This window comes from Escherichia sp. E2586 (assembly GCF_005781105.1).
Taxonomy (GTDB): Bacteria; Pseudomonadota; Gammaproteobacteria; order Enterobacterales; family Enterobacteriaceae; genus Escherichia.
In genome coordinates this window covers 1-23686 of sequence record NZ_VATN01000044.1, presented here as the reverse complement: position 1 = coordinate 23686, position 23686 = coordinate 1, and the positions used below count along the sequence as shown (strand labels likewise).

At 42.2% G+C, this 23686-nt stretch carries 18 protein-coding genes and 1 pseudogene; 6 read left to right on the top strand and 13 right to left on the bottom strand.

Going from position 1 to position 23686, the window contains the following annotated elements; all coding sequences use genetic code 11:
- Position 1: 1 nt before the first annotated feature.
- Positions 2-1291, bottom strand: a complete 1290-nt coding sequence (locus FEK50_RS23595) for a FliC/FljB family flagellin (protein ID WP_130238329.1) — start codon at positions 1289-1291, stop codon at positions 2-4.
- A gap of 288 nt (positions 1292-1579) precedes the next feature.
- On the opposite strand from FEK50_RS23595, the gene fliD reads away from it, so the two are divergent.
- The 4 genes from fliD (at position 1580) to FEK50_RS23575 (ending at position 5345) form a co-directional block, all read left to right on the top strand.
- Positions 1580-3067 carry a flagellar filament capping protein FliD gene (gene fliD / locus FEK50_RS23590; RefSeq protein WP_130210261.1) on the top strand — a complete coding sequence of 496 codons (1488 nt, stop codon included), beginning with the start codon at positions 1580-1582 and terminating at the stop codon, positions 3065-3067.
- 52 nt (positions 3068-3119) lie between these two features.
- The gene (gene fliS, locus FEK50_RS23585) at positions 3120-3527 is read left to right on the top strand and encodes a flagellar export chaperone FliS (protein ID WP_130210263.1); all 408 of its coding nucleotides are present in this window, start codon (positions 3120-3122) and stop codon (positions 3525-3527) included.
- 1 nt (position 3528) lies between these two features.
- Positions 3529-3855 (top strand): flagellar protein FliT, encoded by a 327-nt coding sequence (locus FEK50_RS23580; protein WP_135524346.1) that lies wholly within the window; start codon positions 3529-3531, stop codon positions 3853-3855.
- Positions 3856-4130: 275 nt separating this feature from the next.
- Entirely contained in the window at positions 4131-5345 is a 1215-nt protein-coding gene (locus FEK50_RS23575) for a sigma 54-interacting transcriptional regulator (protein ID WP_130238103.1), read from the top strand.
- Positions 5346-5379: 34 nt separating this feature from the next.
- Here FEK50_RS23575 and FEK50_RS23570 read toward each other — a convergent pair whose 3' ends face one another.
- Together FEK50_RS23570 and megL are read right to left on the bottom strand one after the other, a co-directional pair.
- Positions 5380-6678 (bottom strand): aromatic amino acid transport family protein, encoded by a 1299-nt coding sequence (locus FEK50_RS23570; protein WP_130238102.1) that lies wholly within the window; start codon positions 6676-6678, stop codon positions 5380-5382.
- A gap of 74 nt (positions 6679-6752) precedes the next feature.
- Complete coding sequence (gene megL / locus FEK50_RS23565) at positions 6753-7955, bottom strand: methionine gamma-lyase (RefSeq protein WP_130238101.1); 1203 nt, start codon at positions 7953-7955, stop codon at positions 6753-6755.
- Between the two features lie 340 nt (positions 7956-8295).
- Here megL and FEK50_RS23560 point away from each other — a divergent pair, with 340 nt between their 5' ends.
- Entirely contained in the window at positions 8296-8598 is a 303-nt protein-coding gene (locus FEK50_RS23560) for a type II toxin-antitoxin system YoeB family toxin (protein ID WP_130238100.1), read from the top strand.
- Between the two features lie 277 nt (positions 8599-8875).
- Here the strand turns inward: FEK50_RS23560 and FEK50_RS23555 are convergent, their stop codons facing one another.
- The 7 genes from FEK50_RS23555 to FEK50_RS23525 form a co-directional block, all read right to left on the bottom strand.
- Positions 8876-10009, bottom strand: coding sequence for a glycosyltransferase family 4 protein (locus tag FEK50_RS23555; protein WP_130238099.1), 1134 nt, complete (start codon positions 10007-10009; stop codon positions 8876-8878).
- An 81-nt stretch (positions 10010-10090) separates the two neighbouring features.
- The gene (locus tag FEK50_RS23550; protein WP_130238098.1) at positions 10091-12796 is read right to left on the bottom strand and encodes an autotransporter outer membrane beta-barrel domain-containing protein; all 2706 of its coding nucleotides are present in this window, start codon (positions 12794-12796) and stop codon (positions 10091-10093) included.
- 739 nt (positions 12797-13535) lie between these two features.
- On the bottom strand, positions 13536-14396 hold the full coding sequence (locus FEK50_RS23545; protein WP_240779374.1) for an MFS transporter: 861 nt from the start codon (positions 14394-14396) through the stop codon (positions 13536-13538).
- A 43-nt stretch (positions 14397-14439) separates the two neighbouring features.
- Positions 14440-15138, bottom strand: coding sequence for an HAD family phosphatase (locus FEK50_RS23540; RefSeq protein ID WP_240725569.1), 699 nt, complete (start codon positions 15136-15138; stop codon positions 14440-14442).
- A gap of 46 nt (positions 15139-15184) precedes the next feature.
- Positions 15185-17533: a carbamoyltransferase HypF gene (gene hypF / locus FEK50_RS23535; protein WP_130210281.1), complete on the bottom strand. Its 2349-nt coding sequence runs from the start codon at positions 17531-17533 to the stop codon at positions 15185-15187.
- Positions 17508-18572 carry a hydrogenase expression/formation protein HypE gene (gene hypE / locus FEK50_RS23530; protein ID WP_240780283.1) on the bottom strand — a complete coding sequence of 355 codons (1065 nt, stop codon included), beginning with the start codon at positions 18570-18572 and terminating at the stop codon, positions 17508-17510. Before hypE ends, hypF begins: the two co-directional genes overlap by 26 nt.
- Positions 18569-19168, bottom strand: a complete 600-nt coding sequence (locus tag FEK50_RS23525) for a cysteine hydrolase (protein ID WP_130210283.1) — start codon at positions 19166-19168, stop codon at positions 18569-18571. Before FEK50_RS23525 ends, hypE begins: the two co-directional genes overlap by 4 nt.
- Positions 19169-19405: 237 nt before the next feature.
- Between FEK50_RS23525 and FEK50_RS23520 the strand changes: the two genes are divergently transcribed.
- Positions 19406-20287 carry a LysR family transcriptional regulator gene (locus FEK50_RS23520; RefSeq protein ID WP_240725572.1) on the top strand — a complete coding sequence of 294 codons (882 nt, stop codon included), beginning with the start codon at positions 19406-19408 and terminating at the stop codon, positions 20285-20287.
- Positions 20288-20453: 166 nt separating this feature from the next.
- On the opposite strand, the gene FEK50_RS23515 is transcribed toward FEK50_RS23520, so the two are convergent.
- The 3 genes and pseudogenes from FEK50_RS23515 to FEK50_RS23505 form a co-directional block, all read right to left on the bottom strand.
- Positions 20454-21584 (bottom strand): hypothetical protein, encoded by a 1131-nt coding sequence (locus FEK50_RS23515; RefSeq protein WP_130238096.1) that lies wholly within the window; start codon positions 21582-21584, stop codon positions 20454-20456.
- Between the two features lie 659 nt (positions 21585-22243).
- Complete coding sequence (cspG, locus tag FEK50_RS23510) at positions 22244-22459, bottom strand: cold shock protein CspG (RefSeq protein WP_130210289.1); 216 nt, start codon at positions 22457-22459, stop codon at positions 22244-22246.
- 613 nt (positions 22460-23072) lie between these two features.
- Positions 23073-23686: pseudogene (locus FEK50_RS23505) on the bottom strand (hypothetical protein); the annotation flags it as partial.

Here is a 23686-nt window from a genome sequence, read left to right as displayed (position 1 = left end):
ATTAACGCAGAAGCTGCAGAACGTTCTGCGGAACCTGGTTGGCCTGTGCCAGAACAGAAGTACCGGCAGACTGCAGGATGTTAGCGCGGCTCATATTAGATACTTCAGACGCGAAGTCAGCGTCGAGGATACGAGAACGAGACTCAGACAGGTTGTTAACGGTGTTGTTCAGGTTGCTGATAACAGAATCGAAACGGTTCTGTACGGCACCGAGGCCAGAACGCAGTTTGTCAACCTGAGACAGCGCGGCATCGATAGCTTTCAGCGGATCGGTGGTTGCTGGTTTGGTGTTAACTGCGGTTTTTAAATCAGTGATGGTCGCAGTGAAATTACCAGCCTTATCGTTGGTAGTATCCAGTTTGGCATTGGTTAAATTACCCGTAGCATCTTCCAGATAGTAGTTACCTTTACCATCGTCTTTCAGGGTGGTACCGGCCGGTACACCTGTTACTTGTGTAGAGTGATAAGCTTCTTGGTCTTTTACTGATGTAGGTGCTGTAGCCTTAGTAAAACCTGTAGCCGCACCAGCACTATCGAAGGTCATACCGCCTTTACCGTCATCCTTAATTTCATAGTACTTATTATTTGCCGGATCGGCATCTGTACCAATCTGGGCGTAGATTTTACCAGTTGCATCATCTTTAACAATATTATCCGCCTTTTTGGCACCTTTGTCTGTGACATTAGCTACATCATACTTATAGCCTTCATCAACATTCACATTAGCGCCTGTTGTATTCAGGGTTGCGGCATTAATACCGCCAGCCACGTTGAAATCAGTCATCCCGAGGGTGCCGGCATCCATCTTGCTCAGATCGATACTGATAGTTTCGCTATCGTTAGAACCTACCTGAATAGACAGAGACTGATCCTGGCTGAGAACTTTAACGCCGTTAAATTCAGTCTGATTGGAGATGCGGTCGATTTCATCCAGACGGGCATTGATTTCGTCCTGGATGGACTGACGGTCAGAATCGGAGTTAGTGCCGTTCTGCGCCTGAACAGTCAGACGACGGATGTTCTGCAGGTTGTCGTTCACTTCGTTCAGCGCACCTTCAGTGGTCTGAGCGATGGAGATACCGTCGTTAGCGTTGCGGGAAGCCTGAGTCAGACCAGAGATGCTGGCGGTGAAACGGTTGCTGATAGCCTGGCCAGCAGCATCGTCTTTTGCGCTGTTAATACGCAGACCAGAAGACAGGCGTTGGATCGCAGTGCCGAGAGTGGACTGAGATTTGTTCAGGTTGTTCTGTGCAACCAGGCTCAGTGCGTTGGTATTAATGACCTGTGACATGATATATCCTCAATTAAAACCTGGCGGTGCGATCCGCCCGGAATAGAATTTAAACTGAATATGCGTTGTAACTCCGCATACCACAGATATCGGCGTGGAAATAAAGTGGCTAAAGCGAATGAGATAAAAAAAGTAAAAATAGGGCGGAAATGTAAGAGGACAAATTAAAGAAAGCGAATAATTTCATTCTTCGGATTGTTGAAAAAAAGTTAAATATTTATCCAGTCTGTTTTTATGCCGATATAGGGAAGAGATTCTTAAAAATCACAACCCCTCAGGAGAAACAACATGGGTATATCATCACTGGGAATCGGTTCAGGGATCGATACCGCATCAATGCTGGAGCAACTTAAAGCCAGCGAACAGCAGCGCCTGACGCCCTATACCAGTCTTCAGAATAGCTATAAATTGAAGATTTCAGCCTGGGGATCTATCTCCAGCCTATTGTCTACGCTGCAAAAATCGGTGAAATCATTAGGTGGTGATGCATTCAATACCCTGAAAGTGAGTAGCAACAAAGCCTTTACTGCGACGGCGAGCACGGGTGCGCTGGCGGATACTCATGAAATTACTGTGGAACAACTGGCATCTGCCCATAAACTGAAAACGGAACTCCAGACCAGTGCTGACACCACCCTGGGGAGTACAACTGGCAGCGGCACCAGAAAGATCACCATCACGCAAAAAGACGGAAAAACCACCGAAGTTGAACTTAAAGACGATGAAACGTCGTTAAACAGCATCGCCAAGGCTATCAACAAGCAAAATGGTGATGTTAGTGCCAGCGTTCAGTCTACAGGCAAAGGTTATCAACTGGTTCTGAGTTCTAAAACAACCGGCAGCGACGGTGAAATGAGCGTTAAGGTCGACGGCGATCAGAATCTTGCGGACATCTTGGACACGTCAGCAGGCGGTCAGCATCCAAATGGTGTTGCGGGCGATCCCGGTGCAGCTGACAAGATGATTTCGGTTTCGGATGCTAAAGATGCCAAATTGTCTGTTGATGGTACTGATTTTACTCGTTCCAGTAACAACATTACTGACATCATTGACGGTGTGACGCTGAACCTGAATGCCGTTTCTGAAGCAGATAAAAATGATCCGACCAAATTACAATCTGAGCAGTTGACATTAACGGCTGATACGTCTGCTATTAAAACTCACCTTCAGGATTTTGTTAAGCAATACAATGCACTGCTGTCAGCAACAACTGTATTCAGTAAGTACGTCAAGAATGATACCTCCGGTCTGAGTGATGATGATGTCGCAACGCCCAGTTCCAAGAGCGGGGCGCTGATGGGCGATTCCACGCTGCGCGGAATGGTCAGTCAAATTCGCTCTACGGTAAACGGCGTTTATGGTGATTCTGGCGCTGATTATGGTTCATTAGCCGATCTGGGCATCAAAATTGATGCCGCAACCGGTCAGATGACACTGGATGAGAACAAGCTGGACAACGCGATTGCCGATGATCCGGATCAGATCGCCAATATGTTTATGGGTCATGGCAGTAATGAAGGCATGGCGACTACGTTGGGGAATATCATCAGTAGCTATATTGGTACTGGTAGCGATGATAAAACCGGGCTTATCAAGACCACCACTGACGGCCTTGATTCACAAAGCAAGGTGGTTCAGCAGCAAATTGATAAGACCCAGAAACTGATCGATGCTCAGGTTGAGCGTTATCGCATCCAGTTCCAGAATCTGGATACCGCGATGTCAAAAATGAACAGCATGAACTCGCAATTAACCTCTCTTTTATCAACGATTTAATAAGAGTAAAGGCTGACGGAGCGTGACTCCGCCAGCCCCGCAGGAGTCTGATATGTACACTTCACAGGGCGCAGAAGCCTACAAACAAGTTTCGCTACAGAGCAAACTGGCAGGAGCAACCCCACATCAGCTTATTTCTATGCTGTTTGATGGAATTCATAGCGCAATCCAGAAAGCAATTATCTATTTTGAACAGGGTAATATTCCTCGCCGCGGGGAGATGATCTCTAAAGCAATCAATATTATTGATAATGGTTTGCGGGCATCGCTTGATCATGAGAAAGGTCTGCATATTGCAGGCGAACTCGAACAACTTTATGAGTATATGTCACGGACATTGTTTCAGGCTAACCGAACGAACGACCCTGAATTACTGAAGCATGTCGATCAACTATTAATGCGGCTTGCAGAAACCTGGGAAGAAATTGACCCACAGCAAACCCGGGGGAGACGTGGTTAATTTGATTTCACATTATGATAATTTGTTCGACATGAACCAGTCGATGTTAACGATGGTGCGTGAAGAAAAATGGGATGCCTTTTTAGCGCTGCTGGATATATTTCTGGCGAAAGCGGAAGACTTAATGACGGGCACCAGTGGATTAACGCTGTCAGAAATTGAGCGTGAACGCATCAAAAGTCTGGTTCGTGAGCTTATGAACGGTACAGAGGAGTTGATCCGTAAAGTCAATATCAGGCTCGAAACGCTCAAGCAAAATATGTCATCTTTGCATCAAGGTTCAAAAGTTAGTCAGATGTATACGTCTTTTGACGCGGTAAAACGCTAATTAGCATTGGTTATACTGCATTCCCTGGGCAGCAAATGAGCTGTACCAGCGTTGGTTAATGTCCATCGGAGTCATGGGCATTAACAATATCATCTATTCTCAATAGTTTATCTATCATATTTTCTATTTCCAGTTTCCGATGCTACGCGACACATATTCCCTTAACGTTGTTCTTCATTGAGATTTTCCTCAACTCTGTGATGCCTTTGGCAGAACATCCTCCTCCTTGCAGTAAAATGCCTGTCGATGTGTTCAAAAAATGCAATGGAGCTTATGTGTTTACGATACGCTGGAATATAAAAACCATTGACCGTATTTCAATGATAGAAGACGTTTTAAAAGAATTTTCATTTTATAAATTTAATATTATTTCAATGAAAGTGACAGCCGGACGCATTCTTATAAAATCAATGTGTCGTCATACAGGGGATATCAATAGTGTAGTGACACGGTTAAGTCATCATCCAGACATTATTAATATTGAGCATTTTAGTACCGATAGTGGAATCACCTCTCATAGATCAGTAAAACCGAGCGAATATTTTACTGATGTGATTGGTGAAAGCCCGCAAATGCAATCGCTTATAGAAAAAGCGATAAAGTTTTCGGAAAGTCGTTTTACCGTATTGATTCGCGGTGAAACGGGAACAGGGAAAGAGTTGCTGGCGCGTGCTATTCATAATTGTGGGCCACGACGTTTACACGCTTTTATTCCGGTAAACTGTTCGACAATCCCTGAAGAACTGATGGAAAGCGAGTTCTTTGGTTACGAGAAAGGCGCGTTCACCGGGGCCGATGGCAAAGGGAAGAAAGGATTGTTTGAAATGGCGGATAAAGGAACGCTGTTTCTTGATGAGTTTGGCGAAATGCCACTAAGTATGCAGGCAAAACTACTGCGCGTTTTGCAGGATAGTGGTATCCGGCGTATAGGCAGTTCTCAGGTTGTTTCTTTTGATACTCGGGTTATCGTAGCCACTAATGCGAACCTGGAAGAGATGATGTTGAATCGTCAGTTACGTGCCGATCTCTACTACCGAATCAATATTCTTTCGTTAACAATCCCGCCGCTTCGCCAGCATCCACAAGATATTACGTTATTGATTGATCATTTTCTGCAAAAGCATGGTTGTGAGTTTAAGCGGGCATTGGTTTTTGATAAACATAGTCTGGAATTTTTGCAGCATTACACATGGCCGGGCAACATCAGGGAACTGGAGAATATTATTATCCGCTTGATGCATATGTCGGACAGTGGAATAGTAACAATGGACGAACTGAAATGGATGAATTCTCCATGCCGGGAGAACCAGCAAAGCCACTGTGGGAATATGGAGCCTTTAAAAGAACAAGTTCGCTTGACTGAACGAAAAATTATCGAAAAAATGTTAGATGATAATAATTCTGCACGCAGCATTGCTAAAGTACTGGGTGTTTCGCACACGACCGTTTTGAATAAAATACGCAGTTACCAACAAGATGTGGTTTATTAACGCCCCCATCTAACATATGGGGGCGGCCCAAATACTACTCGATGAGTTTCAGCAGCGGTGAGAGGCAGAGTAGAATACCGTAGATAAAAATAAGCCAGCTTCTGACTCCGCGTAGGTTTTCTAGCGCTTGGACACTGTAAATTAAGAAAACAGGGATCAGACAAGAGACGATACCGTATAGAGGACTACCAAGCTGGAAAAACACCAGAACGGATACACGAAACGAAACCCAGACAACCAGTGTCGCAACAATAAAAATCCCTATTCCTGTTGTGAGCATCTGCGGGCTGACTTTCTCAACATTAATTACCCGACTTAAAATATTGAGTACAATTCCTTTCAATGCTTCATGAAAACCAAGATAAATACCAAAAAAAGCCGTCAGAACTGCAAAAATATTTAATATTGTCGAAGCAAGATGAATAATTTCTCCTGGTATCACTTGCGTTGCCAGCGCCAGGGCGGAAATATTCTGCTCAAATGCGGAAATCGCTTCTTCATGGCTGATGGAAAAAGTGAATGAGAATGAAAAAAACAATATGATGGTTATCAGCGCAATGTAACTGATTCGATGGGTGCGGATAGCCATTCTGGTGGCCATAACCCGGTCTCTTTCTCTTTTTCGATAGGCAATATTCATCGGATTCAACACCTGAATAAAGACGGCTGAGAAAAAACAAAACGGGATGGTCAGCAGAACGTCACGAAAAAAATCACTCATTGGGGGAAATGCACTGATATTATTAAAATTCCAGTGTGGGATCATGATAAAACCCAGGATAACAATAATCCCTACTTTGATGATTACCATTGGCCCGGAAATTTTAAATAATATTTTTTCTCCACGAGAGGCAATGGCAACCAAAACAGAAAAGACAATGATTTTATAGATAATGGATTGTGACAAGTCGCTATCGGTTAAACCAAAGTGTCTGATATACGAAGCGCTGTCAAAAATGACGGAAAGAGAGTAGATGAATATTCCATGGACAATCATCAAAAAGTATATAACGCCTAAAAAAATGCCCCAGTTTTTCCCCAGGTAGTGGCTTATAATATCAGTATAATCGTTGCAGGTTTCACTTTTGGAAAGTGTTTTAAGATACATGTCCTGCACAATATACGTTGCAGGGTAGGCAATAATAAATGCTGTAATGAAAACCCATATCCCTTTTAAGCCGATCTGCACTGGCATTAAAACTGTACCTGCGCCAATGGCCATGCCAATGCATAATAAAACCCAGCCAAAGTCATAGCGTGTAAAGGGTAGTTTATTGGTGAGTGTGTGAGAAATATTTACATAATTATCCGCTTGTTGCGTGCTGATTTGCATAATGTGCCTCCATCCCAATCCCTCTGCCAATAAAGCAGAGGGCAGGTGTTGATATTTTATATGCTTTTGAAAAATTAATTTCCGGCGATGGCTGTGGCGATTGCCTGCTGAAGGTCCTCAATAATATCGTCAGGATCTTCCAGACCTACAGAAAGCCGAATCATTCCATCAGTAATTCCTGCTTTTAATCGTTCTTCTGGCGGCACAGGAGAGTGGGTCATCGATGCCGGATGTTGGATCAGTGTTTCGGTATCCCCAAGGCTTACCGCCAGCAAACATAAATTGACCGCGTTAATCATCCGTCTGCCAGATTCAAAGCCTCCGGCTATTTCGAAACTGATGACACCGCCGGGTAAAGTCATTTGTCGCTTATATAAATCGTACTGAGGATGAGCCAGTAATCCAGGATAATAGACATGGGTAATTGCCGGATGGCTTTCAAGGAACTGCGCAATTTTCATGGCGTTACTGGAGTGACGTTCCATCCTGACGCCGAGCGTTTTAACGCCACGTAAGGTTAGCCAGGCGTTAAACGGACTCATACATCCGCCCGTAATATCCTTAAGTCCAACGTAACGCGCCTGATCGATAAAATCTTTTTTACCAACAATAACGCCGCCAATGACATCGCCGTGACCGTTAATGTATTTAGTGACGCTATGTACAACAATATCTGCCCCCAGACGTAACGGTTGTTGGCCATAAGGCGACATAAAGGTGTTATCGACAATCAATATCGCGCCGTGCTGATGTGCGATACCCACGACCATTTCAATATCGACCAGTGTCAGCGTCGGATTGGCCGGAGTTTCGATATAAATAACCTTCGTTTCTGGTCGTATTGCTGCTTTTAGTTCAGCAATATTTGTCGCGTCGACAAAGCTTGTGGTGATGCCAAATTTCGGCATGCTGTGGGAAAGAAAAGCGTGTGTACAGCCATAAATTGCATTGGCAGAGACAATATGATCGCCTTGCTGGCACAGAGTCAGCAGGGCTGTCGTAATCGCAGAAATTCCAGAAGCGGTCGCCAGTGCAGCTTCACCGTCTTCAAGGACGGCCATTTTTTGCTCAAGGGCATCTGTGGTGGGGTTACCCAGGCGAGTATAAATATAACCTGGTTCTTCAAGTGCAAAACGTGCAGCGCCTTGTTCAGCATTATCAAAGACAAATGTTGATGTCTGGAAAATTGGCGTGCTGAGCGATCCCGTAGAGGGGTCCGGGTGTTGTCCTGCGTGAATAATTTTGGTATCGAATCGATAATTGCGGTTATTAGACATACTCTTTCCTTAATTTTATAAACGACTCGCTAATGACATAGCAATTGCTATGCCAGATAAATAATCGTGTGTATTCAATTTATTAGCGTTTGTTACACCGTCGTTTATGTTCGGAATATTTCCAGTCTGGCAATAAAGTTGCCACTATTAACGGAAGTAATAGTTACAACATACAATTATTTTTCGAAATCGCCGCACTCTTTAAACTCCAGATGCTAAAATGTCACTATGTAATACCTTATCGTTCAATCAAAACAATTGTTGCTCTAACCGCCGAAAAGTTAGTTAGGCTAAATGTTGTAATGAGCAGCGCTGCTCACCATGGGCCGCTTTCAAGGAGATGAGAGTTTATGTTTACAATTTTGATGATAGTGAACAAAGAACCAGATATCGCCAAAACAAACATATCGAAGTACCGCAAGCCGCTATGAGAAAATATTATGAATGGCGTCATCTTGTCAGGGACTATGGGCACGATCCAAAAACAGCGGCGAAATCTGTTTCGGATGCAAATTGTGAAAAACTTCACGGTTTTACTGATACTTATTCATTTCGGATAACTCAAGAGCATAGGGTTATATTCGTCAAGCGAGGTAATAATATTAAAGTTCTTTCCGTAGGCGGCCATTACGTTCGTCAGTAAGTAAAGACCGGTGTTATGGTTTAGCTGTATAACTGCCGTCATGTTAAAGGTGACCGTTCAGGTGGTCACCGAACTCAATAATAAAACGGATCATCATCAACAGCCAGTTTTGGAACGACATACTCCTTTTAGGAATATCGTTGAGTACCTGGCATAGTAAAAGATAATTAACCGTGACTGCCTGTCATTGACCACCTGGGACCCACAATCAATTTTGAGGGCAAGTATTTATGCTGCAAGAACAACAGCGTTTGTGGAAATTTTGAATAAAAATAACTCACTGCCGTTCTTTCTTTAGTTTCTTATGCAATTCCTGCCAAACGGCAATATATGACTCAGTCATCTTGCCTAACGTAAACTCAGGTCGATTAACACTATTACGGAATATCTGCGCCTTCTGGTCTTTACGTAATTGCTCGACATCAGAAAGGTAAGTAATAATCCGCTTTTGGATCGCGGCGATAGTCGGTTCGCAAGCATATTCCGGCTGCATATAACTATCCATACCTAACCCTGGCGTGGCTATTAATGCGCAGTTCGACAACAATGCTTCTAGACCAACAATACCGTAGCTTTCCTGCATACTTGGGAAAACCACGATATCAGTTTCCGCCAGCGCCTGTTTTTTCTCTTCCCCCTGCACAAAGGTTAACCCTTTAAAACCTTCTTTTTCCATATAATCGGGGATTTTTTCAGGCCCATAAACCCGGGCTTCTATGCGCTGTCGATAGGTTGGTGGAAGTGTATTGATGGCATCACGGAAAATCAGGAAATTCTTCACAATATCGGTAAAGCGACCAAAAAAGCTAATCACTACTTTGCCTTCAGGATGGGGAACTTTATCCGCCGGATAATCTGCGAAATTCACACCGATTGGAAACAGGTGAGGAGGGACGATATCCGCCGAGACATGCTGAATAACAGAGCGATGGGCCCAATCGCTATGAAGAACCACCGCGCCACTTTGTCTTACAGCGATCCTCTGCTCCCAATAATGCTGCATTCCTTTTTGTGTCCGGGTCAGATAGTGTTGCATACCGATATAGCTGGAATGCAGCGTGAACTGAACGCGCTTTAGCTCAAAAAAGAACGGCAATAGCGGTGAGTTTTCATGCACTGAAATAATGTCAGGTTTGAACTCATTGAGGAGCGGCTGAATTTTTTGCGCTGTACTCCAGGCCACGTTAAGACTGAGCGACTCCAGCGATGAATCGAGGGGTAAGGCCGGTTCTACTGCAATCTCATAATCAGCCAACTGAGAATGTGCTGTCTTTTGATTATTCAGATACAACACTTTAAAAGGATAATTACGCCGTTTTAATTCCGCCCAAAAGTGTTCATTAAAAAAACCAAGACCGCTAAACAGCACGTCCGGGGCTTCAGTTGTAACAATTAAAACTCGTGGTTGCATACCAAATCCTATTATCAAATGCAACGGATAGCCTGCCAGTAAATAAAAAATGACAGGCTTCCATTTAACAATGGCTCTCCACTAGAAACGATATTTAATTCCTAATATAACCAGAGTATCGCTATAGCCACTGTCACCCATTTGCTGCGTGACGTTACCCCAAAGATCCAGGCGACGAGATAACTGGCCTTCAAGTCCCACTTTTACTTCGCCAATATTTTTGGTTCCATCAATACTATTCTTATAGCCATTCATGGTTGCACCAAAATTATGAGTATTGTGGATCCAGTTGGCTTCGATAAATGGCTGGAATTTACGGTCTTTACCGTTATCAATAGCACTATGACCGTTGGCATAAGTACGAATACCAAGACGACTTTGAATATTGCCATCACCATCAAAGGAAACACGTGAACCACCACTACTTGAATGTTCAGTATGGTCATTGGCGCGAACGTTCATCCAGGTCAGTTGTCCCTTAGGTTGCAAATAATATTTCACACCGTCAGAGATTCGTTCCCCCAGTTTGAAGGTATAGCCAGCTTCAATTGATGCCGTAACACCCCGGGATTTATAGCTTTCCGTCGCCAACTGGTCACCTTTTACTTCATTATCAAACCAGTTATATAAAGCCCAGGCATCAACATAACTGCCTGTTTTATCATGCTCATTGGCATACCATGTGCCATACAATCCCGCACTGTACCCCGCCACAGAACCTGTGGATTTATATCCTGAATATTTTGACTCCGTATTGCTGTTTTGCCTGGCGAATCCGGCCATTACGCCCAAATGCCAACGGTCGAAACCATTGCTACTCCATTGTGCAATATCGCCACCTAGTTGAGAAACGTAACGATTCCCCTGATTTTTTAACTGGCCACTGCTATCACGAGAACGGTTATGACCGCCAACTTGGCGCAGCCACAAACTGGTCACCTTTTGCTCACCGGTCAGGGCATCAGTATATTGGGTTTCCCCCATACGATCGTGAAGGCGCATCAGGAACAGGCTATTGGCGGCCATATGGTTAAACATATAGCTCCCCGGTTCGGGTCGATTGATATTTTCAGGTTCAGGCTTCGGTTCTGGAGTTGGCGTAGGCTCGGGGTCAGGATCAGGTTCCGGGTTCGGTATAACCGGATCTTCAGGCGTGACAATCGGAAGCTGTGAACGCAGATACCAGTCACCATCCTGATTATTGACGCTATTTTTATGCAAATAGTATTCAAATGCACCGCCAACGACACGACCTTGCTGAATAAACTCACCGGAGGAATCACCGTTAACTTCAATAACTTTGATCCCTTCACTGGTTTTAGCTCCGGTTCCGCCAGAATTATTAATCAGCAGATAACTTTGTCCGGAGGTTGAGCCATTAATGATGACTCTGTCTGTAGGAGAACTGTCATCCCCAAGGTAAGTATCCAGCTCAACAGTGCCATTATTACCCACATAATCACCGTCGATAGTAAAACGATCACCTACGACGTTATTAGCGAGAATTAAACGGCCCTGGTTTTTGAAGGTGGGCAAATTCTGCAACAGCGCGCTGTTTGCGCTGCCATCGGCATTCGCGGTCAGTATAATTTGACCGAGGTTATTTAACTCAGTCGTTCCGCCACCAAAATCACTGGTTGCCACAGAAGCAACCGCATCCCGGACACCATCCCGATCGGAATCTGACCACTGACGAATATTCCAGACGCCCGTTGTGTCATTCACGATCTTATCCTGACCGCTGGTTAATTGAATAACACCAGTCATCGTTCCGGCATTGGTGATGCTGGTAGCCGCCCCAGTGTATTGGTATGTATTAATACCCGACGGATTATTAGTGTAGTTGAGATCATAATAATCATAGCCAGTTGTGCTAATCGCGACATCAGACAATGCCCCCAACGTTGCACCTTCATCAATCGTGATACTGGAAGTTGCTCCGCCGATGGTTTTAATCCCCGCACCTTCAGAGCCGCCATCAACTACACTACCTTCCTGTAAGTGAACATCAAACACACTCTGAGGATCGAGAATAATGTAGCCGCCGCTACTATAGGAATATTCAGGGCCGGTATCCTGTAAACGAATCGCATCTCCAACTTGAGAGCGAATAACGCCTGAGGTTGTCATCCGAGATTCCAGCGCCTGAGAATATATTGCGGCTGTATCTTTACTGGCACTCTGGTTAACAATTTGACTATCGGAATATTGCGTCACGGCCCCCAACGCTAATAGACCGCCGGATGCACCCGCCAGATAAACACTGGCGTGTTGGGTTCCACGAACGTTGGTTATATCAAAGATTATACCGCCGGAAGGCCCGGAGATGGGGGCCTGAGGTTCCTGCACATCAACATCGGAGATGTTTCCTGTATAGATATTGCCAGAGGTGCTCACTTCAATTTCGGTGTTGCTACGTCCTAATGCCTCAATACCCGTTGCATCCGAATGAATTGTTGTGCCAGCCTCTAAATGGATAACTGATTTATCCGTAGTCATATAATCAGTTTCGTATTGATAGGCTGGGGTACTAGTACGATTATTTATGTCAGTATGAATATGGATATTTATTTTGTTATCAGCATAGACACAGCTAGTTTCAGGTCTGGTACTGACATAATCACAAGAATCTGTGGCATGCGCGGTATTAAAAGCAAGAAAGATAGCACCTGCAACCAGGGTTTTGTTAAAGGGATTTTGACCTGCGTGATAGTATACATTCTGTAGCGCTATTTTAGGTTTTTCAACGCTCTCTTCTGAATAACAACAATTGTATCTATTATCCATAATAGCTCATCCTGATGAAATTTATCCATTTAATAAAACCGACGAGAGCAATACCACGCGCACGCATTTGGTTTAGGTTAAGAGTCTATACGTCCCATTAATTTTGTAAATAAGAAATATTGAACTTTTGGTTAAAATATCATTCATTGATAAAAAACAACATTTTCATACTCAAATAAACACGCATTCGGGACCAGAAAACGATAGTTATTATACAGATTTCAACTGGTTAAAGTGAAAATGGTTTAACAAACGGAATGATCGATTAATAAAATTGTTAGCGATATAAAATAAGGATTTTTATAAACAATGCCAGGAAATTTCCGTGATTAATGCGGACAAATCACTCGTCTCTTTCGATTATTCAAAAAGTTAAAGAAGAAGATCTGTATCCTGAACAATGGCCAGAAAGGCCTCGAGAAGTCTAACCCTTTATCATCAACGAAAGTTTTTAATATTTGTTATTATTATTACGTAATAATGGTGCAAGCACAGCATTCATAACAAGTATAAAAGCCATTGCTATATATATCATTGGAAAACCGAATTGTTGTGCAAAAAAGCCTATTGGTGCTGGCGCCATTAATGTACCTAAATAACCGATGCTTGTAACAATACTTATTCCAGTACCTACAGCAATTCCAGACTGATGGCCTGCGGATGAAAAGATGACAGGAACAATATTGGCAATACCACCGCCAGCCAGAGAAAAAGCCAGAATTGCCTGCCACGGCGACGGTTACAGGGCTGCTGTTAGCATACCGGCTGCTGCCAGGATACTGGATACACGAAGAGTTTTCACGGGTCCATAACTATCACGTATCACATCACCAACGAATCGAACCATTGACATGGTGCATGCAAAAAAAGCAAAAGCAAGGCTGGCTATTTCTATATTAGCATTAAGGTTTTTCATTAGATAACGTGATGACCAGTCGACAACCGCACACTCTGGTATCATTCCAAGAAGAGCCATTATTCCTATAATATAGATTTTAGCCTGGCGGGGTAAACTCGATGATGATTTATTTTTCTGATTCTCTTGTGGATGATCATTAGTGATAAAATGAAGTGCTGTCAAAACCAGAAGAAAAGCGATCCCAGAAATTATAAAAATATGACCAAGGTATCCATAGTTTTTAACTGCATAACCACCTGTAAAACCCGATACAAATAAACCAACGCTCCATGAATAGTGGCACATTGACAGTATTGCGTAAGCTAATTTTCTTTCAAGGATAACGGCATTTGCATTCATGGCCACATTCATCGAACCAATCATCGCGCCTAAGAGAAATAAAAAGAATACTAATGAAGAAATATTTTTTACAATGCCTACGGATATTAACGAAACAGATGCTAACACGGCAAATAATCGAACAACTTTTTGTGAGCCAAACCTTGAGATTAACATACCGGACAGAGGCATCATAAATAAAGCCCCCAAACCGAATGTCAAAATAAGTAGACCAATGGTTATATCATCGGCGCCAAAACGAGGAGCAAGCTGTGCTATCTGCACAGCCCATCCTCCTTGTATAAATCCGTTGACAAAAAATAGTACAGTAACGGCCCATCGGGATTTTTGTAGCCGTTCCATGAACATTACTCCTGCTGTGTTAGCTGTTTATCACTGTAATGAATTACTTACTATTTAATAAAACAGAGTGATCAGCACATAATTTAAGCATATAGCTATCTTCACTGTTTCTGATTAATTGTACATTTTTAAAATCAGGAATAATGACTTTTGCGCCTAATGGCATGAGCTCCTCATCGCCTACACCAACGCAATAACAACCCGCAGCAACTGCTGATGCAACGCCGCTTTTAGCATCCTCGAAGACAACTGCCTGACTTGCTGGAATACCCAGACGTTGTGTAGCAAGAAGATAGGGATCAGGGTGAGGTTTGCCACGGGTAACATCATCACGTTCTACAATAACGGATATGTAAGGCTCTGCATGAAGTAACTCTATGACTCTGTTAATTTTTTGCCTCCAGCCGCTGGTTACAATACCAACAGGAATGTCGGCCTCTCCCAAAGAAGCAATGAGGCTGGCAACGCCAGGTATAAGTTCACAGTCCGTCGTATTCTCTACATGAATAATATGTGCCTGAACTTTTTGCTGGTCGGATTCCGGGAGATCGCCAAATAATGTCCGGATAGTATAGGGGCCAGGATGTCCGTGAATATGCTTCTGTATATCTTCGTCGGTGAGATGACGTTCATACATCAGAGCCGCTTCACGCCATCCATTTTCAATAACCATCCGGGAATCAATCAGGACTCCGTCCATATCAAATAAAACAGCTGAAAATTTTTCTCCGTTTTTATTCACTCTATTCTCCTTCAATGATAATAAATATCTATATCTATATCTATATCTATATCTTCATACCGTTCGCTGCTACGACGACCTGTCCCAGCGATATGCATCCATCATTACCAGGTACCAGCTTATGGCAATATGGTTTAAAACCTCTTGATTCAAGTTCATCAAGAGTGTTAACCAGCAAGAATTCATTACAAAAAACGCCTCCGCTCAATACAATCTGGTCAGTTCCATAACGTTCAGAGAGGAGAGAGCACATTGTTGCTATAATATGCACAATGGTTGAGTGAAAACGTCGGCTAAGATCTTCCTGGTTGATGTTATTGACTAGTATGGACTGAACTAATTCTTTCACTAACGGACGATAATCAACACTTATATCACCATTGTGAATTTCATCGATTATATAGGTAAATGGTTCAATCATATGAAAATCTTTTTTTAGAAGCGCTTCCATTTCAATGGCGGCCTGTGCTTCATACTCAATCTCTGAACAAATTCCAATAAGTGCTGAAACACCATCGAAAAGACGCCCCATACTGGTAGTAATCGTTGTGTTAATTTTCCTTGTTACCATCCTGGTGAATACTTCACGGCGATTTTCAGATAAATCAAGAATAGCTGGTAAGTTGATATAACTCTCAACATTTTCACCATATGTTTCAACCAGCAATGATATTGCCATTCTAATAGGTTCTTTAACCGCTTTATCTCCTCCTGCTAATAACATTGGGCGTAAATGAGCAACACGCTCTACACTTTCGACGTTACCAAATAAAAATTCTCCGCCCCATATTGTTCCGTCAGAACCATACCCTGTACCATCGAAAATCACGCCAATGGTTTTACCTGAAAGACCATTTTCCGCCATACATGCGGCCATATGCGCATGGTGATGTTGGACCTGAATGACTTTGATCTCTGCATTTTCGAGGGCACTGCGAGTTGAACGAAAGGCCGGGTGTAAATCACAGACCAGAATATCGGCTTTTTTTATGGACAGTAACCCTTGCAGATGTTTTATACAGTCGAGATGAGATTTAAATGTTGTATCATTTTTTAAATCCCCAATATGTTGACTGATAAACACTTCTTTACCTTTCCCAATACTTATTGTGGTTTTCAGTTCGGCACCAAACGCCACAACATTTCCAACGGAATAAGGAAGGTGAACAGGGTAGGGAGCATAACCTCGTGAGCGACGCAAAAATGATATTTGTGAATCGGGGGTGTTTTTTCGCTTAATAACGCGAACAACGGAGTCATCTACTCTTGTACGAATATCGCGATTATTAAGTACAAAGTAGTCTGCAATTTTCCCTAGTTGTTCTATTGCATCATTATTATCAATGACAATAGGCTGTCCGGAAATATTTCCGCTGGTCATTATAACGGCCGGGAGTTCAGGATCAGCAAGTAACATATGTTGTACAGGCGTAGAAGGCAACATTACACCCAAATTGGGGTTTTTGGGGGCCACCACTTCTGGCAACGTCTGAGAGCGTTTGCGCAAAAGAACGATAGGGCGAGGCCCGCTCTCAAGTAAAGAGATATCGTCAGGGGTCACAACTGCCCACCTGGCCGCGCTTTCACTGTCTGCAACCATAACAGCGAACGGTTTAGCATCACGTCGTTTACGGCGACGTAACTCTCGCACAGCATCGACATTGGATGCATCAACGACCAGATGAAAGCCGCCAAGACTCTTAATGGCAACAATAGCGCCTTCTTTTAGCCTGTCGATGGTAAAACGTATAATGTCACTGACTGAGATTGATACGCCATCTTTATCAGTTAACTGCAGTTGTGGTCCGCAAACAGGACACGCATTGGGTTGCGCATGATAACGGCGATCTTCAATATCATGATATTCCTTATTACATTGTGGACACATTATAAAAGATTGCATGGTCGTTTGTGCACGATCATAAGGCATTCCACAGATAATAGAATAACGCGGACCACAATTGGTACAATTTATAAAGGCATAACGATAACGATGATTGGACGGATCGTTCATTTCCCTCAGACAGTCTTTACATACATTTGAATCAGGGGGAACAATTGTATCCATATTGGATAAATTATTGCTTTTTCTGATATCAAAGCCTGAATAATACGGCGCTGGTTTTTCCAGTTCGACCTTATATATATCAGTGATCCGTGCCAGAGGCGGTGGCTGAGAGATCAGTTCATCAATTATGTTATTTATGGTCTGTGAAGATGCCTGCAGTTCAAGCAAAACACCTTCGGAATCATTAAGAACCCAACCGGTTGCACCATGCGTTCTGGCTAATCGATGAACAAAAGGTCTGAATCCTACTCCCTGGACAATGCCGCAAACTCGAAACCGGCAGGTGTCTTTTTTTTCAGAATCAACAGAGTCTTGGTAGTTCTGCACCGTAAAGTTCCTCAATAATAGTATGCGTTCCGTCAGATTCGACCATGCAGACTTCCGGCTGCGAGCCTGATTTAACCTCTCCAATAATCACTGCCTTTTTACCAAAAGGATGAACGCGGAGTAATTCCAGAACATGCTCTGCCACATCTGGCTCAACAAACAGGCAAAGACATCCCTCATTGGCCAGATTAATGACATCCACACCTAACATATCAGCAGCCATAGCTGCCTCAGGCTGGACAGGCAACGCATCTTTATTAAAAACAATAGGGCATGAAGTGGCTCTGGCATATTCGTGCAATACTGCAGAAAGACCACCACGAGTAACGTCCCGCATGGAAGCTATTTTTCCTGTAGGAGTATTAAGCAAAATGTTTTCAATCATATGATTCAGCGGTGCACAGTCACTTAATATATTACGTTCAAACCCCAAACCTTCCCGAATCGATAAAAGATGAATAGAGTGATTCCCGATATAGCCACTCAGGATTATTTTCTGACCCGGCCTGACATGAGTTATCGAAACAGGAGGCCGCTCCAGCACGCCTATTCCGGCAGTATTGATAAAAAGCTGGTCAGCCTCGCCTTTTCCAACAACCTTGGTATCACCGGCAACAATTTTCACACCGGCTAAACGCGCTGTTTCACGAACGGATGCGATAATTTTTAATAAATCTGAGACAGGCATCCCGTCTTCAATGATCAGACTCAGCGTGAGATAAAGCGGGCGGGCTCCACTTACCGCCAGATCATTAACTGTGCCACACACGGCAATCTTACCAATATCGCCGTTGCCAAAGATAAGAGGAGTTACAACGAAAGAGTCGGTAGTGAAAGCAATTTTATTCGTTGGTAGATCCAACAAGGCGCTATCCTCCATCTCTCCCAGATAAGTTTCTTCCAATGTTTCTGAGATACGCTCAACCAGCTCTCTGCTTAATTTTGCACCTGTACCATGATCCAATATTATTGTTTCATTCAATGGCGCAAATAAATTCTCGCCAAGTTCGTTATCGGGCGTTGCTTCAGTCATTTTCATGCTGTTGTCCTTTCACCACGTTCAGGTAAATCACCAGTTTTCTCCAGTAACGACAGTATTTCAGTGGACGGGGCGACGGTTGCACAATATCCAGCAAGCCATTGAAGCGCTCTGTCGGTATCATCTGATGAGGGGGCAAAAACGCAGTCATCAGGAACCCAGACGTTATAACCACGGAAGAAGGCGTCTGCTGCTGTCGTCTGGACACATACGTGAGTTTGTAATCCGGTGACAATAACTGTTTTGACTCCAAGCTCCTGGAGTTTTTGATCTAATTGAGTTTCAAAGAAGCCACTATCCCTGCCTTTTACCACAATAAAATCTGATGGATGGTAAACGGTATTAATGATTTGATTGCTTGGTGTGCCCGCTATTGCTGGTATTCCAGCCGCGCGGTTTCGATATCGACGCTGAACAGCTGGGTCATCAGGATCATGAATAAGTTGCAGATGTATAACGGCTTGCCCCTGGTTTCTTACACCATCAAGAAATTTATTAAATGCTTTCAGCTTTTTATCAAGTTCTTGCGGGTCATTTGTTATTTTATAAGTAAATTCATATTGTAAATCATTTGTCAGAACAGCAATATTTGGCATCTTTATATCCTTATTAAATAATTTTAAATGTTAATAATTCATTCAGACATAAATGAAACACCCTGAAACTATCTGTACAGGGCTATGCCAGAAGATTAAAAATAAAAGGATGTTCATCAAATATAAAAATAATAGATTTTTATTCTCAGATAAAAACCTTGTATAACAATATGAACCATACAGGTATAGTATGTACAATTCCTTTTTTTCAAAAATTGATAAGCAACGGGAATGGATATGAAGCTGCTACGTGCCTTTGTAACACTTGCCAGATTAGGGAGCTATCATGATGCAGCTGAGGCCATGTACATCACTCAGCCAGCACTAACAAAGAAAATACAGTCTTTGGAAAAAATAACGGGGATTGCCCTTTTTCAACGGGGCCGTCAGGGAGCAAAACTGACAGAACCAGGAAAACAGCTTCTTTCCCGGGCTCAGAAATTGTTGAAACATTATGAAGAGTTTTCAGAATATGCACAAAATTTGCAAAAAGGAAGTTCAGGTAAGCTGACTCTTGGATTTGGGATATCCTCGTTTCAGTTAGCTCCCAGATGTGTAAGCCTCTTTCGGGAACAATACCCTGACGTTGAGGTATTACTTGATGATGTTCCTTCAGATGTGCAATGCCGTATGTTACTGGACGGGAAGCTTCTGGCTGGATTTACCCGAGAACCGTTAACAGATAAACTTAACTTCAGCCCACTGTTTACAGAAAGTCTGGTTTTGGCTATTCCAGCGGGATTTACACTTAAGTCGCAAAAGATTCAATCAATACTGAACCAATATCAACTGTTGCAAATGACCCCAGACAGAGGTCGGGGATTGGTTGAACAAACAGAAAAATTTCTGAAAGAAAACAATTACAAAGGTAAACCATCTTCTGCTGCAAACGATATCCATACTTTACTAGCTTTGGTTGCTACAGGGAACGGTGTGGCTTTACTACCCGCGGGAACCAACTATTTATTACCTAAGGGCGTATCACTTATTAGGCCAGAGGGTAATTATACCAAATGGAATATAGGAATTGCCTGGAACCCGCAAATAAATGATATTATCAGGGATAATTTTTTACAAATAGTAAACAATATTAGATTGAATCAGTATTGTGTTAATTAATATTACAAATTGAATAAAAAAGATTAGACTCAAGTCTCAACCTGATACAAACGGGCAACTTAGTGGACAAAAAATGCGACAGCACTGTTAATAATCCTGTCGCATGCAGTTAATTACTCCGCAGAATAAATTTTCATAAACAGAAATTTATTTTTGAAACGGGTAATCATCTCAACTGTATAGTCAATCCACCAGAATCAAAATCAACACTCAATTTATTCCTGTTATCAATAGGTTTTCCATCTATGTAAACAAGATTCAAAAGATATAGCGCATTAACATCATACTGGGTTCCAATTGAATGTGCGTTTAATCTTAGCACTGCTCCTGACCCTGATTTAAAATTGAACATGCCGGGCCAGCACTTACCTGTTGGGTTAATCACTTCCTTCACAGGGTTAATAGGGACGATATCAATCAATGGATTAATTGTTACCTTTGCATTACCTGACAATTGAATAATCTTACCTTTCCCATACCCTTGTAAAAATTGAGCTGTATGAATATCCACTGTCGAGTTATCAAAAGCATCTATCGCAACGAAATCACCTGTGTTGTTGTCTGGGATGTCATTATGGATAGACATTGTGAAAATATTACCATAAGATGAATCATGAAAAGATAAACTATTCGAAAGTTTTAATTCTGATTCAAGATGTTGATCCGACCTAACATTTAGTAAGAGTGAGGAATAATTATTAAAACGCAATCCCTCAGGTTCAATACCAGCACGATTAGGTGCTGAAATCGCATAGGCATGTACATCAAGAGTGCTATACCCTGATAGCGTTGCTTTATAAAATAAACCAATGCTATCAGCCAAAATGGAAAATTTCGAATTCTGCAAACCCGTAAAATCTGTGGATGTCGCTGTCTCTAACGATGACATTCCGAGAAAAACACCCTGTAGTTCTTCCAGTGTAACACGACTGTCGTCGTACAAGCTGAAAGCAATTTTGTATTCAGGGTAATATAGAGAGGAGTCAATTAACCTTTTATTTTTTAATTTCCTATTGCCTGAAATACGGAAATCAGCTTTTTCAAAAAATTTGAAACTGGAATCTTTAGGTGCCGCAGATTGTACAGCCCAGTTAATCTGGTTGGATTTTATACTATCCGGAATAAGAATAAGAGGGCCTGATTGAGTACCATCCATAGTTACACCGTAAACATCAAGTCCGCACCCTTGCATTTTATTAAATGTTTCTGCAGGTCCCTTCAACGTAGTTTCTCCGGCAGAACGAAAAGTTTGCTGATTATTAGAATCCCAGCTAAACGTGTCATCTGTATTTTGCATAATAACCTCTTTTCAAATAGAAATTTGCAACCCAAAACAATATCAGATTGCTGATGAACTACCTGTTTTTTCAGGTAGTGGAATAAAGTGTTAATTCATTTTCTCTGGACATGAAGTAAATTCACGGCGTTATTTGCCAGAATTTAGTCACAACGCTTTATCACTTTTCTGCGATCAAGATTTTCATTAACTGACAATCTTAAAAGCAGCTGCAATGATAATGACTTGAATACTTCATTCCAGAGCACTTTAACACCATGAATATTAATGCAATTAAAGAAGAGTTGTTGTTATTTGCAAGTTATATATTGATATGGAGTGGGTTATTTTAAAATGATCAGATATCATAGAAATGATTTTTATTATAAATCTGTGATATTGGTGATGACTTATGTTTAAATTTATCTATCTAACTGCATGATTAGCAGTCATTTTAACCAATAGGGTAAGGTAATTTACTCAGATAACGTCATGTATCTCTTCTGATATATAGGTTCAGACGCAGATAAATTTACCCGTTAAATACTTTAGACGGCATAGATATTAAAAAACAACCCGCCATTATGGCGGGTTGTTTTTTAATCTGATTATTCCTGCAACTCTGTCTACTCGGGCTTATGCCGTCTTCGTTATCGCAGATATGCTGATTATCAGGATAGTTAGCTCAACGCGATAACATTCGCGGCGGCCGGACCTTTGGCCCCATTCTCGATCGAGAACTCAACTTTCTGACCTTCATCTAAGGTGCGGAAATCGTTGCTCTGGATCGCAGAAAAGTGTACGAACACGTCTTTGCTGCCATCAGCAGGGGTGATAAATCCAAAACCTTTATCTGCGTTAAACCATTTTACTAAACCAGTCATTTTGTTAGACATAAATATTACCTTCTAAATTTGTGAGCCACACAACGCGGCAAGAATGTGATCTGTATAAAGATTTTGACTTACTAAGGCACTAAAGGAGGAGACTCACGAAGAAGGGTAATCGGAAGATAACACTGAACTGAGACTGCTTTACTAAAACTGCTTTCATAAGGTCTGTCTTGCAAACCAACGATGCTATTAACGCATATTCATTATAGTTATGCAACTTTTATTTTTCATTCATGTGTTCTATTTGTTGTGCGCCATTAACAAAGGTAAGCCAGAACGCCTGTTATCCCTTCTGTCGGTGGCTGGCTTTCAACGAAAGCCGTTGGAGCGTAAGGAGAGTCGTGAGCCCCATGATGTCCGGTAGTTCTCCTCACTATATAATGCCTGAAACCAGGCAGCGTGATGGTGAGTTACCATTCGACTATTTTACATATTCTGTGCCACCACGGCGGTTTAAAATTTCGACGTTTCTCGCACGAGCACCCTGTAACACATTTTTCTGAACAGAAAACACTCAAAACAGAATGATAGCCGGACATATATTATGTTCCGGCTATTTATTAATAGCTTACTTAATAGGTTCAGCAAGTGTCGTTCTACATTTTAATTATTTTTACTACCAAATGCTCATAGCAGTCGAGTATTCAAAAACAACCACGCCATTAATAAGATGGTCTGCTGGTTTTAAATTATAAGTTCTGGCGCCAGAGTCGCTCATTGTTTTACCATTAATAAGAATCCTGTGAGTATTTTCTGATTCAACGACAAAAGTACACATTTTATCGATATCCACAGTGAGATAAGACCGCTTACCTTCATTGATATTAACGCCATTACTATAAACAATAAGGTTAGTATTAGCATAATCCTGAATCGAAAGAATAATATGGCATTTTCCTTCCGGGGGCTCAGGGAATTTCTCAGGATTCATATATGTGAAATCAGTAAATTCTACGCTTTCAGTATGAATTTTCATAGTAAATACCCCAATTATATACCGGATATCCACCCCACCTAAAAAATCCACTTCAAGATTATACTTATCGTTAGTGTATCCTATTGTTTTATCTACATCTACCCCGCAGGGGTCATCTATCATATAGATATACCTATTTCTTGGACCTTTATCGACAACATCAATAGTACTATCCTGTACTGCACAAACAGTACCCATGCCGAATGAATACGTCGTATTGTAGTGGCATAGTGAATTTGGCCACCTGAATAGAG

Coding starts and splice junctions, on each gene's coding strand:
- FEK50_RS23595 (WP_130238329.1), bottom strand. CDS start 1,291: ATGTCACAGGTCATTAATACCAACGCACTGAGCCTGGTTGCACAGAAC.
- fliD (WP_130210261.1), top strand. CDS start 1,580: ATGGGTATATCATCACTGGGAATCGGTTCAGGGATCGATACCGCATCA.
- fliS (WP_130210263.1), top strand. CDS start 3,120: ATGTACACTTCACAGGGCGCAGAAGCCTACAAACAAGTTTCGCTACAG.
- FEK50_RS23570 (WP_130238102.1), bottom strand. CDS start 6,678: ATGCAAATCAGCACGCAACAAGCGGATAATTATGTAAATATTTCTCAC.
- megL (WP_130238101.1), bottom strand. CDS start 7,955: ATGTCTAATAACCGCAATTATCGATTCGATACCAAAATTATTCACGCA.
- FEK50_RS23560 (WP_130238100.1), top strand. CDS start 8,296: ATGAGAGTTTATGTTTACAATTTTGATGATAGTGAACAAAGAACCAGA.
- FEK50_RS23555 (WP_130238099.1), bottom strand. CDS start 10,009: ATGCAACCACGAGTTTTAATTGTTACAACTGAAGCCCCGGACGTGCTG.
- FEK50_RS23550 (WP_130238098.1), bottom strand. CDS start 12,796: ATGGATAATAGATACAATTGTTGTTATTCAGAAGAGAGCGTTGAAAAA.
- FEK50_RS23545 (WP_240779374.1), bottom strand. CDS start 14,396: ATGGAACGGCTACAAAAATCCCGATGGGCCGTTACTGTACTATTTTTT.
- hypE (WP_240780283.1), bottom strand. CDS start 18,572: ATGAAAATGACTGAAGCAACGCCCGATAACGAACTTGGCGAGAATTTA.
- FEK50_RS23525 (WP_130210283.1), bottom strand. CDS start 19,168: ATGCCAAATATTGCTGTTCTGACAAATGATTTACAATATGAATTTACT.
- FEK50_RS23520 (WP_240725572.1), top strand. CDS start 19,406: ATGAAGCTGCTACGTGCCTTTGTAACACTTGCCAGATTAGGGAGCTAT.
- FEK50_RS23515 (WP_130238096.1), bottom strand. CDS start 21,584: ATGCAAAATACAGATGACACGTTTAGCTGGGATTCTAATAATCAGCAA.
- cspG (WP_130210289.1), bottom strand. CDS start 22,459: ATGTCTAACAAAATGACTGGTTTAGTAAAATGGTTTAACGCAGATAAA.